Annotated in this window: 10 protein-coding genes and 1 pseudogene; 10 read left to right on the forward strand and 1 reads right to left on the reverse strand. The window is 40.1% G+C overall.

Features of this window, described 5'->3' with window-relative positions; translation table 11 throughout:
• The first annotated feature begins 69 nt into the window (after nucleotides 1–69).
• The 4 genes from H9564_RS00455 (at nucleotide 70) to H9564_RS00470 (ending at nucleotide 6099) form a co-directional block, all read left to right on the forward strand.
• Complete coding sequence (locus H9564_RS00455; protein ID WP_191683628.1) at nucleotides 70–1416, forward strand: SLC45 family MFS transporter; 1347 nt, start codon at nucleotides 70–72, stop codon at nucleotides 1414–1416.
• Between the two features lie 98 nt (nucleotides 1417–1514).
• Nucleotides 1515–3767, forward strand: a complete 2253-nt coding sequence (locus H9564_RS00460) for a glycoside hydrolase family 65 protein (protein WP_191683629.1) — start codon at nucleotides 1515–1517, stop codon at nucleotides 3765–3767.
• 20 nt (nucleotides 3768–3787) lie between these two features.
• On the forward strand, nucleotides 3788–4450 hold the full coding sequence (gene pgmB, locus H9564_RS00465; RefSeq protein WP_191683630.1) for a beta-phosphoglucomutase: 663 nt from the start codon (nucleotides 3788–3790) through the stop codon (nucleotides 4448–4450).
• Between the two features lie 311 nt (nucleotides 4451–4761).
• Nucleotides 4762–6099, forward strand: coding sequence for a glutamate--cysteine ligase (locus tag H9564_RS00470; RefSeq protein ID WP_191683631.1), 1338 nt, complete (start codon nucleotides 4762–4764; stop codon nucleotides 6097–6099).
• A gap of 141 nt (nucleotides 6100–6240) precedes the next feature.
• Here the strand turns inward: H9564_RS00470 and H9564_RS00475 are convergent, their stop codons facing one another.
• Nucleotides 6241–6960 carry a gamma-glutamyl-gamma-aminobutyrate hydrolase family protein gene (locus tag H9564_RS00475; RefSeq protein ID WP_191683632.1) on the reverse strand — a complete coding sequence of 240 codons (720 nt, stop codon included), beginning with the start codon at nucleotides 6958–6960 and terminating at the stop codon, nucleotides 6241–6243.
• 123 nt (nucleotides 6961–7083) lie between these two features.
• Between H9564_RS00475 and H9564_RS00480 the strand changes: the two genes are divergently transcribed.
• The 6 genes and pseudogenes from H9564_RS00480 to H9564_RS00505 all read left to right on the forward strand — a co-directional run bounded on the left by H9564_RS00480 (nucleotide 7084) and on the right by H9564_RS00505 (nucleotide 13877).
• The gene (locus tag H9564_RS00480) at nucleotides 7084–7950 is read left to right on the forward strand and encodes an aldo/keto reductase (RefSeq protein WP_191683669.1); all 867 of its coding nucleotides are present in this window, start codon (nucleotides 7084–7086) and stop codon (nucleotides 7948–7950) included.
• Nucleotides 7951–8076: 126 nt separating this feature from the next.
• Nucleotides 8077–9603, forward strand: a complete 1527-nt coding sequence (locus H9564_RS00485) for a Y-family DNA polymerase (RefSeq protein WP_191683633.1) — start codon at nucleotides 8077–8079, stop codon at nucleotides 9601–9603.
• Nucleotides 9603–10022, forward strand: coding sequence for a hypothetical protein (locus tag H9564_RS00490; RefSeq protein ID WP_191683634.1), 420 nt, complete (start codon nucleotides 9603–9605; stop codon nucleotides 10020–10022). Before H9564_RS00485 ends, H9564_RS00490 begins: the two co-directional genes overlap by 1 nt.
• 62 nt (nucleotides 10023–10084) lie before the next feature.
• A complete protein-coding gene (locus tag H9564_RS00495) occupies nucleotides 10085–11872 on the forward strand; it encodes a glycerophosphoryl diester phosphodiesterase membrane domain-containing protein (RefSeq protein WP_191683635.1) in 1788 nt (595 codons plus the stop codon).
• Nucleotides 11873–11914: 42 nt separating this feature from the next.
• Nucleotides 11915–12553, forward strand: a complete 639-nt coding sequence (locus H9564_RS00500; RefSeq protein ID WP_191683636.1) for a GyrI-like domain-containing protein — start codon at nucleotides 11915–11917, stop codon at nucleotides 12551–12553.
• 107 nt (nucleotides 12554–12660) lie between these two features.
• Nucleotides 12661–13877: pseudogene (locus H9564_RS00505) on the forward strand (APC family permease).
• Nucleotides 13878–13929 lie beyond the last annotated feature (52 nt).

The raw sequence follows: 13929 nt of genomic DNA on the forward strand, positions 1-13929 counted from the left end.
ATTATTACTTGTAAAAACATGAAGCGCTTTCATGAAAACATTACTTTAGGATATTTAGGGGTGTAATAAATGAGTCAAGAAAACCCAACGGGCGCAGGTTTGCCAATACTCTCCAGAAGCACGATTTGGATGATCAACTTCGGTTTCTTGGGTGTACAGACTGCCTTCACCTTACAAAGTTCACAAATGAGTCGGATTTTCCAAACTATTGGTGCGGATCCTAATAATTTGGGATGGTTCTTTATTTTGCCACCATTGATGGGATTGGTTGTTCAACCAATTGTCGGTTACTATTCAGACCGTACTTGGGCACCAAAGCTCGGTGGTCGGCGTCTTCCATACCTTCTTTTAGGGATGATTGTCGCTGTTATTGTTATGTTGCTATTGCCAAACTCTGGTAGTTTTGGATTTGGTTATGGGTCACTAGCCGCTTTGTGGTTTGGTGCAATTACTGTTGCCTTCCTTGATTTGTCATCCAACGTTGCCATGCAACCATTTAAGATGATGGTTGGGGACATGGTTAACGATGACCAAAAGAGTTATGCATACGGTATTCAAAGTTTCTTATCAAATACCGGTGCTGTTTTGGCTGCTATTTTCCCATTCCTCTTCACTTGGTTTGGTGTTAAGAACATTGCTCCTAAGGGTATTGTTCCTGATTCTGTTAAGGTTGCCTTCTATGTTGGTGCTGCCTTATTAATTGTTACTAGTTTATTCACTGTTTTCCGGGTTCATGAATATGACCCAGCAACTTATGCTAAGTACCACGGTATTACTGAAGAAGATAACAAGGAAGGTGGGAACTGGCTCACCTTACTTAAGAATGCTCCTAAGGCATTCTGGACTGTAACACTTGTTCAATTCTTCTGCTGGTTTGCGTTCCAATACCTCTGGACATACTCAGCTGGTGCGATTGCTAAGAACGTTTGGGATACTACTAATGCTACTTCCGCTGGTTACCAAGCTGCTGGTAACTGGTACGGTGTTTTAGCTGCTGTCCAATCAATTGCCGCTGTTGTTTGGTCATACGTTTTGGCCAAGGTTCCTAACAAGTACCACAAGTTTGGCTACGCTGGTAGTTTGCTTCTTGGTGCATTTGGATTTATCTCTGTCTTCTTTATTCACGATCAATGGACATTGGTTATTTCATACATTCTTGTCGGAATCGCATGGGCTGGTATGAACACTTACCCATTAACCATTGTTACTAACGCATTGTCTGGTAAGCACATGGGGACCTACCTTGGGCTCTTCAATGGTTCAATTTGTTTGCCACAGATTGTTGCCTCATTGCTTAGTTTCGCATTGTTCCCACTCTTTGGTCACTCACAAGTTAACATGTTTATCCTTGGAGGAATTGTGTTAGCTCTTGGTGCCCTTTCAGTTGGTACGATTAAGGAAACTTACGCTGAATAAGGCGGATAAGCTGAATAATAAAGTAAATTAAACTAGAATAGGACTGTGACGAGGATTAGCTGCAGCCCTATTGTATAAAGAAGGAAGGAATTGAAATCATGAAACAAACATTTGAAATTGCTCCATGGCACGTTACCACTCATAAGTGGGATCCTGAAGATAAGCGTCTTCAAGAATCAATGACTAGTTTAGCTAACGAAAATCTGGGTATGCGTGGCTTCTTTGAAGAAGGATACTCAGGCGATCATATGCAAGGTGTATATCTTGGTGGTGTTTGGTTCCCAGACAAGACGCGTGTTGGTTGGTGGAAGAACGGTTATCCAAAGTACTTTGGTAAGATGATCAACGCGGTTAACTTCATGAAGTTAATTATCAAAGTTAACGGTGAACAACTAGACCTTGCCAAGCAAACACCAAAGGACTTCAAGCTTGATCTTGATATGAAGCGTGGTGTCCTCGAACGTGAATTTACTGTTGAAATTGGTGGTACTGAAATGTACTTCAACTTCGAACGGTTCGTAAGTGCAACCCAAAAGGAATTAGTTGGTCAACGTCTCCACATTAAGAACCGTGGTACTGGTGATGCTAAGGTTGAAATTACTAGTATGATCGATGCCGATGTTTACAATGAAGATGCCAACTATGATGAACAATTCTGGAATGTTCTTGGCAAGTCTGCTAATGGTGAACATGCCGAATTGACTTCAATGACCAAGAAGAATGACTTCGGTACACCACAATTTACTGTTGGTATGAAGACTACTACTAAGACTAACCTTGACCATGTTGGTGACGGTACTGACGAAAAGGATGCCTACAACACCTTTGCTGGAACTGTTGCAGCTGGTAAGGAAGTTAACTTTGAAAAGCGGAGTGTAATCGTAACTTCACGTGATTTCGATTCTCAAGAAGCAATTGAAAAGCACCTTGATGAATTAACTGAAAAACTTGATGCTCAAAGCTTTGACGACCTTCTTGAACCACATATCCAAGAATGGGCAGATCGTTGGGTTAAGTCAGATGTCGAAATTGATGGTGATGACGGTGCTCAACAAGGTATTCGTTTCAACCTCTTCCAACTCTTCTCTACTTACTACGGTAAGGATTACCGGCTTAACATTAGTCCAAAAGGATTCACTGGTGAAAAGTACGGTGGTGCTACTTATTGGGATACTGAAGCTTACTGTATTCCGGTTTACCTTGGGGTTGCTAACCCAGAAGTTGCCCGTAACTTGTTAATGTACCGTTACAAGCAATTAGATGGTGCCTTTGTTAACGCTAAGCAACAAGATCTTGATGGTGCATTGTTCCCAATGGTTACCTTTAACGGGATTGAATGCCACAACGAATGGGAAATTACCTTCGAAGAAATTCACCGTAACGGTGACATTGCTTATGCTATTTACCTTTACACTAAGTACACTGGCGACAAGTCATACGTTCTTAATGAAGGTGCAGAAGTCTTAACTGAAATTTCCCGTTTCTGGGCAGATCGTGTTCACTATTCACAAAACAAGAACAAGTACATGCTTCATGCCGTAACTGGTCCTGATGAATATGACAACAACGTTAACAACGACTGGTACACTAACTTACTTTGCCGTTGGACTCTTAAGTACACTCTTGAAATCTTGGATGAAGTTGACGACAAGGTTGCCAAGAAGCTTAACGTTTCTGAAGACGAAAAGCGTCGTTGGAAGGGAATCGTTGATAACATGTACCTTCCATACGATAAGGAACGTGATATCTTCCCAGAAAATGATGGCTTCATGGACAAGGACTTAACCCCAGTTTCTGAAATTCCAAGTGACCAATTACCTCTTAACCAACACTGGTCATGGGACCGGATTTTACGTTCACCATACGTAAAGCAAGGGGACGTTATCCAAGGTCTCTGGGACTTCATCGATGACTTTACTAAGGAACAAAAGAAGAACAACTTTGACTTCTATGAACAATACACTGTTCACGAATCAAGTCTTTCCGCTTCTGTTTACTCAATTATCGCTGCTGATATTGGTTACGAAGACAAGGCTGTTGAGTTATACGAACGTTCAGCACGACTTGACCTTGATAACTACAACAATGATACTTCTGATGGACTTCACATCACTTCAATGACTGGTTCATGGCTTGATATTGTTCAAGGATTTGCTGGAATGCGGGTTCGTGATAACCAATTACACTATGCACCATTCCTTCCTAAGAAGTGGAACTCATACCAATTCCGTCAAATGTTCCGTGGTCGGATCTTGAAGGTTAAGGTTGATAAGCACGGTACTAAGATTGATTTAGTATCAGGTGACCCAATCACCATTGATCTTGACGGTAAGAAACTTGAATTAAAGTAATTACTGGAGGAATTTCAAGAATGAAGTTTGAAGATTTGAAAGGTTTTGCTTTTGACCTTGATGGTGTGATTGCTGATACGGCTCGTTTTCATGGCCAAGCTTGGCACCAACTTGCTGATAAAGTTGGCACCAAGTGGACTCCTGAACTTGCTGATAGTTTGAAGGGTGTTAGCCGGATGGATTCATTAGAACTGATCCTTAAGGCTGGTGGCCACGAAAATGACTATACTCAAGAAGAAAAGGAAGCATTGGCAACCGAAAAGAACGATAACTACATTAAGTTGGTTGAAACTTTAACGCCTGCTGATATTCTTCCGGGAATGAAGGACTTCTTGGATGAATTGAAGGCAAATAATTACCACATTGTTTTAGCCTCAGCTTCCAAGAACGCTCCAAAGGTATTAAAGTACTTACAAATTACTGACTACTTTGAAGGAATTGTGGATCCCGCTAAATTGACTCATGGTAAACCAGATCCAGAAATCTACAGTGAAGCAGCTAAGTTGATGAACCTTCCTGCTGACCAAGTTGCTGGACTAGAAGATGCCCAAGCAGGAATTGAATCAATTAATCGGGCAGGCGAACTTTCCATTGGCTTCGGCGCAGAATTAAAGGACGCCGACGTTAAGTTCGCTAATACTGCTGATGTTTCACTAGCAGCTATTAAGGCACAAATGAACTAAATTTCTAACTCTCTATCAAATGAATAACGTAATTTATTAGTTTGGTTAATAGTTGAAAAAAGAATGGAGATTACCGGCTCTGTTCTTGTTAAAAGGTGAATATCATTATGCAAAGAACGTTAAGCTTTGGAATGAAGCTTAACGTTCTTTTAGCTAATGGTTAATTTTAAATTGGTTGATCAAGATTTAAGGTGAAATAGTTCATCAATGAACTTAATAATCTTTAGTATTATGGATTAAATATTGCCATCAGTTTCTTAAATCGGTATATTATTAAAAAATAATGAGAAGTTTCTAAGGATGGGATAGCGATGTTTAGTCAAATTGGCCAACTAATTTTTGATAATGAAGCTGTTGCAAAAACTCAGGATTTTACAATGGGACTTGAAATCGAAATGCAACGGGTAGATGAAAATGGCAATATTAGTCAAGAACCGTATCCAGCTGCTATCGGGGATGAGAAGACAAATCCGTGGATTACTAATGATTTCTTGGAAACAATGTCTGAAACGGTAACGCCATCTGCACAGCACGCTCTTGATGCGATGCATTATCTGTATGTTATTAATAATGCATTACGTTCAGCTCTGGCTCCGGGGGAATTGTTATGGCCGTTATCAATGCCACCACGTTTACCTAAGGATAAGAGAAAATTACGTCTTGCTAAGATGGGCCCTGAGAAAGAAGCATATTTAAAAGAATGGGCAAAGCGGCATGGCTATTCACAAGGTACCCCATGTGGCGCCCATATTAATTTAAGTATTGATCGACATATTATCACGCTAGTCCAGAAAAATTTTCCCAAAAAGTTTCGGGATGAACGAGAAGTCCGAAATTATCTCTATACAGTACTAGCACAAGGATTTGTTCGGTATCGGTGGTTTATTACCTACTTGTTTGGTGCAAGTCCAATTGCGGAAGAGAATTATTTTGAAAACGGAAAGGGACCAGCTCATCCGTTACGCAGTATTCGGCAAAGCAAGTATGGGTTTGGGACGAAATTTACGGGTGATTTTACAAATCTTGACCGCTATATTTCACGAATTGAAAAAGGCGTTAAGGATGGTATTTTGACGTCAGATTATGAATTCCATGGTTCTGTCCGGTTTAAAGGTAACCGGAACTTGAAGGATCTCCCCAAAAATGGAATTGAATACCTTGAACTGCGAATGTTGGATCTGGACCCAAGTAGTTCAGTAGGAATTCGTACCGGGACATTACGCTTTATCCGGTTACTTGCTAGCTACTTTATTATGCATCCAAGATTAAACGATGATGATGTTAATGATATTTTGAAAAATGCTGACCGAATGAACGAAATAGTTGCCGAGGAAGATCCGCGACAACCATGTACTTATCAAGCAACCGCACGGGCCCTTATTAAGAGTCTCGAACGTTACGCAAACCAGATCCAATTAGGACCAGAATATGCTGAAGTACTGGAGGATTTAGAAGACCGGGTCGAAAACCCTCTAACGACGCCAAGCGCAAAGTTACTAAACTATGTAAAAGGTGACTCACTAACGGAATATGCACTTCGGAGAGCTAAACGTTACCAAGCAGCTGCTCAAGAATCAATCAACCCGTTTAAGGGCTTTGAAGATAAAAAGATCTACACAGCTGATGAGTTACGGAAAGCTCTGAGTTAATTTAGAGTTGATAGCAAAAGTTACTTAGTCTCACTTTATAAGCACAAATAGAGCTCCAAAGTTCGGTATTACCGAGCTTTGGAGCTCATTATGTGCTCTATTTATATTTCAAGCTAAATGGTAGTTAATGTATTAAGCTTATTACTTTTGCGCACGGTGAATTAAGTCGACAAAGAGTGCTTGAGAATAGTCGTAGTGTTTGAACATGTTTTCTGGATGCCATTGAACGGCAAGAACCCGATCATTATCGATTGATTCAATTGCTTCAGGGATCTGATCATCAGCCCGTGCGGTAACTTTAAGGGTATCTCCGATTTGATTTAAGGCTTGATGGTGACGAGAGTTAACGTAAGGTCGCGTCCCAACCAGGGTAAAGATTCGACTATCTTGTTCAACGTTGACATGATGAGAGGGGAAGTTGCCGGGAGCATCCTGTGAATGCTTGAGTGTTTGTCGAGGGTCTTCTGAGAGGTCTTGGAAGATAGTTCCGCCGAGTGCAACATTAATTACCTGCATTCCTCGACAGATTCCCATTAAAGCCTTATTAGCTTTTAGGGCGGCCCTTACAAGTGCAACTTCAAATTGATCACGTTTGAAGTACGTTGGTCCCAGTTTTTGGTGGGGTTCTTCCCCATAAAAAGTTGGGTCAACGTCACTTCCACCAGCAAAAATAATTCCATCAAATAAGTCAAGATAGTTTGGAATAAGTTTTGGATCCACGCTGGGGAAGATCACGGGGAGCCCTCCTGATTTTAGGACTGCTTCAATCAATGGTCGTGGGGCAAAAGCTGCATTTCGTTCGTTGATGATGTTTGTCGCTTCAGTTAAAGTGTCAGCTGGAATAGCAATTCGTGGTTTCATATTTAATCTCCTATTTTTTAATAGCATTATAATAGAATTTTAATGAAGAGAAAAGGAAAGTTAAAAAAACTACTCAAAGAAAGAAAAAACTATATAATAGTAAGTGAGGAAGAAGTGAATAATTTGATCGAATTAACAAGTATTAACTCAAAACTAAATTTAAATAACGGTACCCAAATTCCATGTGTGGGTTACGGAACTTTCCGAACCCCCGCTGATGTAGCCGAGAAGGCTGTTGCAGATGCAATCAAGGTTGGGTATCGGCATATTGATACAGCAGCCGTATATGGGAACGAAGAAGCGGTTGGTAAAGGAATTGAAGATTCGGGAATCGACCGGAAGGACCTCTTTGTCACCAGTAAATTATGGAATGATAGCCGCGGCTATGACTCAACTAAGAAGGCCTTCCAGGAAACGTTGGATCGACTCCAAATGGATTATTTAGACCTCTACCTGATTCACTGGCCAGCAAACCAAAAGCAATTTGGAACAAAAGCAAGTGAAATTAACGCTGAAACTTGGCGGGCCATGGAAGATTTGTACAATGAGGGAAAGATTAAGGCAATCGGGTTAAGTAACTTTATGCCTCACCACATTGTTGAACTTATGAAGACGGCTAAGGTTGCCCCTGCAGTTGATCAAATTGAGGTTCACCCAGGTTGGCCACATACTGAACAGGTAAAGTACCTTCAAGCTCATAACATTCTTGTGGAAGCTTGGGCTCCGCTTGGTGGTCAGGGAGCACATGTAATGACGAGCCCAACAATTCTGCAAATTGCTGACAAGTATGGTAAAACAGCTGCTCAAGTTTGTTTACGGTGGATTATTCAACAAGGAATTGTCCCACTACCAAAGTCAATTCATGAAAACCGGATGATCCAAAATAAGGAAATTTTTGATTTTTCATTAACCGATGATGAAATGAAGAAGATTAGCTTATTGACTAACCTTGGTGGACAATGTGCTGATCCAGATGAAGCGGATTTCTAAAATGCCATAATTGAAAAGATCCCAGAGTTCGAGTATTTCGAGCTTTGGGGTCTTTTTAACTTTATCTATCGACCGTTTGTTCGATAAAATGTTATAATAAATAAAAATAGTAAGGGAGCCTCATTGATGGCAGGTCAGCAAAGAATCTATATTGCAATTGATTTGAAGTCTTTTTATGCTTCCGTTGAGTGTATCGCGCACCACTTGAACCCATTAAATGCTAATTTAGTGGTTGCAGATAGCTCACGGACGAATAAAACAATTTGTCTAGCTGTTTCACCAGCATTGAAGCAGTTTGGCGTTCCTGGACGTCCCCGACTTTACGAGGTTCAACAAATCGTTGACCGAATTAATAGGGAACGGGCAAAGAAGGCTACCTGTCACCACTTATCCAAACATAGTTCAATTTATCGGGGAAAGTTATTAAAGTCACCTAACTTACGGGTAGGTTTTCGAATTGTTCCACCACGGATGCAATTTTACATAGAGCGCAGTGCAGAAGTTTACGGGATCTATTTACGATTTATTAAACCTGAAAATATCCACGTTTATTCGATTGATGAGGTGATGATGGACGTTACAGATTACCTTGTTGAACATCAAGTCTCGCCACACACGTTAGCTAAGCGGATTATCCAACAGATCCAACTTGAAACGGGCCTTACTGCAACGGCAGGGATTGGAACTAACCTCTATCTTGCAAAGGTGGCAATGGATATCGTGGCCAAACGGATTCCAGCTGATCAAGATGGTGTCCGGATTGCACAAATGAATGAATACCAATACCGACGATATCTCTGGGCTCACCAACCACTAACAGATTTTTGGCGAGTTGGCCGTGGCTATGCTAAGCGGTTAGAGAAGTTAGGCTTACACACGATGGGAGACATTGCCCGTTGTTCAATTGGTAGGTTATCTGATCAATTAAATGAAGAGGTCTTATACCGCGAGTTTGGAAAAAATGCCGAACTATTGATTGATCACGCCTGGGGACACGAGACAGCGACGATTGCCGATATAAAGAATTATCATTCAGAAGAACACGGCATTTATTCTAGCCAGGTCCTGATGAAACCATATAAGTACCGTGAAGGATTGGCTGCTGCTCAGGGGATGGTTGATTCAGTTGCATTAACCATGGTGAAACGTCATGTTGTAAGTGCTGATTTTGGGATTGTTATCCATTATGATCCACAAAGTCTCCAGTATGCACCAAACTACCAGGGACCAGTAGTAGAGGACTTTTATGGACGGAGAACTCCTAAACCAAGTCATGCGCATCAGAAACTAGAATTGCCGACAGCTTCAAGCTCAGAATTGCGCCAGATCTATAAACAACTATACGAGAAGTGTGTTAACCCGCAGCTCCTGATAAGGAAAATAACGTTAATTTCTACTCATATGGTGGATGAGGAGGTTGCGGCTAAAACGGCTCGCTTTAAACAGACCAGCCTTTTTGAAGATCCCCAAAAAGAGATTAAGCAAGAACGAGCTGCAGCAATCAAACGGCAACGGGATCAAAAACTCCAAGCAACAATCCTTAAACTGCAACAAAAGCTTGGCGATAAGAATGTTATTCTTCACCTGGGAGATTTGCGGAAGGGATCAACAACGAAGGAAAGAAATGACCAAATTGGGGGACACTGGGCATAATGATAGATGAAAAGAAAATAATTGAACAGAAATTATTTAGCGACACTTCTCGGTATAATGACATTATTAATCGTCCTTACCAACCATCAAAGGGGCATTTACCAATGCTTCGCTCTGATCGTGCTGGGCAGTTTGCGCCCTTTGCTGCCTTAACGGGGTTTGGCAATTTGATCCAAAAAAAGGCTGAAATATACACTCATAAAAAATATCTCTCGGCAAGCGCGGAACGTCAGATTATAAAGAAACTTCAAATGTTAGCCGGGACAAAAAGCACGGTTACTATTAACTACTTTAATGATGAGGTCGGGCTTTACGAAGAATTCCGTGATCAGGTATCAACTGTTAAAGTTGAACGGGGAAAAGTTTTCTTTAATCAGCGGCCAGCAATTGCGATTGCTAATATTAAGGAAGTTCGTTAATTATAGGTGCTGTATAATAGTGGAGATGCATGTAATAGGGGTTTGTTAAAGAGGGAGTAACTTTGAGAGCAATTTGGCGTAATCTCTGTCAATATTCAAGAAATTTTTGGCAGCATTGGGTATCATTTATTATTTTGTTTGTAGGGATGGATCTAGCTAACCAGCTAGTCTTCATCCCAATTTTTCGGTTAACGGCAACCTATATTTTACAAGCTGGGGGAATACCGTTTATTTCTTACCAGAATATCGGGATATTAATAACTCAACATACCCTGGTTGTAATTGGTTTGTTAATCGAATTAATTCTCTTACTGTTGGTAATTTATTGGCAGTTTGCATTTCTTTTATTAGGACTACGTTTAATTTTAGGTGGTCAGATTAGCCTTAAGCGGTTACTGAAGGAATCTTGGTTAGCAATGCAGAATATTCGACCAGGATCCCTTCCGTTATTGCTTCTTTACTTTATTCTAGTTCTTCCGTTTGTGGATCTTGTATTCCGCACACCATTATTATCAAAGGTTCAAATTCCTGAATTTATCCTTGACTTCATGACACGAAATAGTGTGTTACTGACGATCTTAATTATTTTTTATATTATCATTACGATTCTAGGGATTCGGTTGATTTTAACTTTACCATTGATGATTTATCGCCAGTACCGAACACGACAAGCACTAAGAGAAAGTTGGCAATTAACCAGTAAACTTAAGTGGTGGCAGTATATAAAACAACTAATCGTCCTTGGATTAATTACGGTTATTATTTTGGCCCTCTTCTACTTATTAATTTACGGCTTGCAATCAATTATGGATCTATTTCCCGGGAAATTAGCATTCATGGCGGCAATCTTTAATCTAACCTTGGTCCAAGTAGTGAGTGAACTATTAACAATTTGGACAGGAATGATTGCTTTACAAATTGTGATTGGCCTGGTTGATGATTTTCTAGCAGGCAAAGGGCGCCTAAGAAGAGTTGGTTGGTTAGGGTGGTCAACGCTTGGTATGATGGTTGTTGTCCTCGGTGGCCTAGCCATTGCTAATAATTATTACTACCTCAAAGGAACAGGGATGACACGGCCTGTTACGATTTCTCACCGTGGTGTGGCAGAGAAAAATGGGGTTCAAAATACTATCCCAGCAATGGAAAAGACGCATCGACTAAAACCAACTTATGTTGAGATGGATGTTCATGAGACTAAGGATCACAAGTTTGTTGTTCTCCATGATGAAAACCTTAAAGAATTAACGGGAGTCGACAAAACGCCACATGAATTGACGTTGGCTCAATTAACAAAATTGCCAGCTCGCGAGAATGGTCATCAGGCTAAAATTGCCAGTCTTGATCAATACCTGAATGCTGCAGAAAAGCTTCACCAAAAATTATTGGTTGAGGTAAAAACTACCCCGCAAGATTCAAAGGGAATGCTCAAACGCTTTAACCAGCAATATGGTAAGAGGATTATTAAAGATCATGATTTGGTACATTCGCTTGATTATCGCGCCATAGCTGGTTTAAAACAACTGAATCCAAAATTGAAAGTCCTTTATATCCAGCCTTATAACTTTTCTTACCCAAAGAGTGTTGCGGATGGATATTCAATGGAATATTCAACATTAAACTTTGAATTTATTAGGCAAGCTCAACGCCAGAAAAATGATGTTTACTCCTGGACTGTTAATGATCCAAGGGTGATGAAACAAATGATGTATGATCACGTTAATGGGATTATTACTGATAACTTAGGGGAACTAAACTCTGCAATTACCGGCTTCATGAATTCGACGAGTTACGCTAACCGAATCTTGAACTTCATTTTAGTGGTTCCTAATGCTGGTGGCTTAGAACCATAGAAAATTAGTATTCCTGAGAGTAAAAAAAGAGGTTAAGTACAAATGGTATATGATTTTAAACGAGAAGAACGATATTTTTATTTACCTGGCAAACGCGTTAAGTTAGTTGATATACCGAAAATGACCTATTTAGCAGTGAGTGGCCACGGAGATCCAAACGTTGAAGGTAGCGAATATAAACGGGCAATTGCAGCACTTTATGCCGTTGCCTATACGACTAAGATGAGTAAAAAAGGTGATCATAAGATTAAGGATTATTTTGACTTCGTAGTTCCGCCATTAGAGGGGCTCTGGTGGCAGGATGGTGTTACTGACGGAATTGACTATGGTCATAAGAAAAAGTTTCAGTTTATTGCCTTAATTCGGATGCCAGATTTTGTTAACCAAGCAGTTTTGAAATGGGCAATCCAGGAAGCATCCCACAAAAAGAAACAGGATTTTACCAACGTTAAGCTTCTTCAAGTAAATGAAGGAAAGTATGTTCAAGTAATGCATGTTGGTTCGTATGATGATGAACCACAGACGATTGCCAAAATGCACCAATTTATTACGAAAAATAAACTTGAAACTGACTTTAATTCTAAACGCCGTCACCACGAAATCTATTTGTCTGATCCAAGAAGAACGAAGGTAGAGAACCTGAAGACCGTTATTCGTATTCCGGTGAAGGTGAAAGAATAAGCAGGTATAAAATATAAATTTTGAAAGTTCTAATTGTTTGAGTTCTACTGATATCGGTCATTATAATTATATTATAGTTATTAATATTTTTATATCGAAATGGGACGATGATAATTAAAACGAAACAAAAGAGTCCCCGCAAACTTTCCTTTATGTCGATTTACTTTTTAGGGATCAACGGGATTATTGGTTCAGGAATCTTCTTACTTCCACAAGCAATTTATAAAGATATGGACCTCGCCGGAGTATTAGTACTTCTTTTTTCTGCCGTAACCGTAAGTCTAATCGCACTTTGCTACGCAGATCTGGCTAGTCGTTTTAGTAATTCTGGTGCTGCATGGATCTATTCTTATAATGCTTTTGGCCGTTTTGGGGGCTTTGAGGTAGGAATTTTCGTGTGGTTTATGGGGTGTTGTACAGAGGCCGCCGAAATAGTTGCCCTTTTAACAACCCTAAAAAGTTTTCTGCCTGTTTTTAATAATAATTGGCTATATTATTCGAGTGTCTTTGGGTTAATTATCTTCCTTATTCACTTTGCCCATTTTTCTCCGGTAATTCCTAAAGCTGCGACAACTGGGGCAATGCCGTTGATTAAGCATTTTGGCTCAGCCTTTAGTGTTACTTTTTATATGTTTGCTGGCTTTTCATTTATTCCGATTGCTGCAAAACAGATGGAAAAACCAGAGAAAAACATCCCACGAGTGCTAGTAGCCGTAATGATTAGTGTTACTGTTCTTTACGGCCTGGTAATGATTGTTGCAATTGGGATCTTAGGACAAAAAACCGCTTGGTATAGCACCCCGATTGCTCAAGCCTTTAAGAGCAGTGTAAGTGAGTGGGGATATATATTGATAATTGTTGGAATACTCATCAGTATTTTTGGAGTAGCATTTGCAATGTCCTTCGATAATCTGTCACTAATATCTTCACTGGCCAGTGAACACCAAATGTTGCCTAAATGGATTGGTAAGAAAAACCGGTATGACGCACCATGGGTTGCAATTTCTTAACCGCGATTGTATCAGCATTTCTTGTTACCCAATCATACCTATTCTTAGTGTCATGTATTGTACTGACTTGTTTTATTCAATATGTTCCATCAATTTTGTCAGTAATTAAGTTTGAACATACGGGAAAATTTCCAAGTCATGGATTTAAGCTCCCCGGAAAATATATCATTCCGGTTGCTGCCTTGATAATTTCTGCTTACATGATTACTAACTTTACTCTGAAAACCTTGCTAGTTGCTGCGGTGGTAGCTGTCTTAGCTGCTATTCCATATTTCTTTATGAACCGTTACAATAAGGAGAAAAAAGCTGACTAACGATATCAAATGTAATAATTAGGAAGCAAGGAACTGTGAATATCTTTTACAG

Origin of the sequence: Limosilactobacillus avistercoris, assembly GCF_014836425.1 — a bacterium.
Taxonomy (GTDB): domain Bacteria; phylum Bacillota; class Bacilli; order Lactobacillales; family Lactobacillaceae; genus Limosilactobacillus; species Limosilactobacillus agrestimuris.

Bases quoted from the DNA above. Each gene is read 5' to 3' on its own strand.
- pgmB (WP_191683630.1), top strand. From the start codon at position 3,788: ATGAAGTTTGAAGATTTGAAAGGTTTTGCTTTTGACCTTGATGGTGTG.
- H9564_RS00485 (WP_191683633.1), top strand. From the start codon at position 8,077: ATGGCAGGTCAGCAAAGAATCTATATTGCAATTGATTTGAAGTCTTTT.
- H9564_RS00460 (WP_191683629.1), top strand. From the start codon at position 1,515: ATGAAACAAACATTTGAAATTGCTCCATGGCACGTTACCACTCATAAG.
- H9564_RS00475 (WP_191683632.1), bottom strand. From the start codon at position 6,960: ATGAAACCACGAATTGCTATTCCAGCTGACACTTTAACTGAAGCGACA.
- H9564_RS00455 (WP_191683628.1), top strand. From the start codon at position 70: ATGAGTCAAGAAAACCCAACGGGCGCAGGTTTGCCAATACTCTCCAGA.
- H9564_RS00470 (WP_191683631.1), top strand. From the start codon at position 4,762: ATGTTTAGTCAAATTGGCCAACTAATTTTTGATAATGAAGCTGTTGCA.
- H9564_RS00500 (WP_191683636.1), top strand. From the start codon at position 11,915: ATGGTATATGATTTTAAACGAGAAGAACGATATTTTTATTTACCTGGC.
- H9564_RS00490 (WP_191683634.1), top strand. From the start codon at position 9,603: ATGATAGATGAAAAGAAAATAATTGAACAGAAATTATTTAGCGACACT.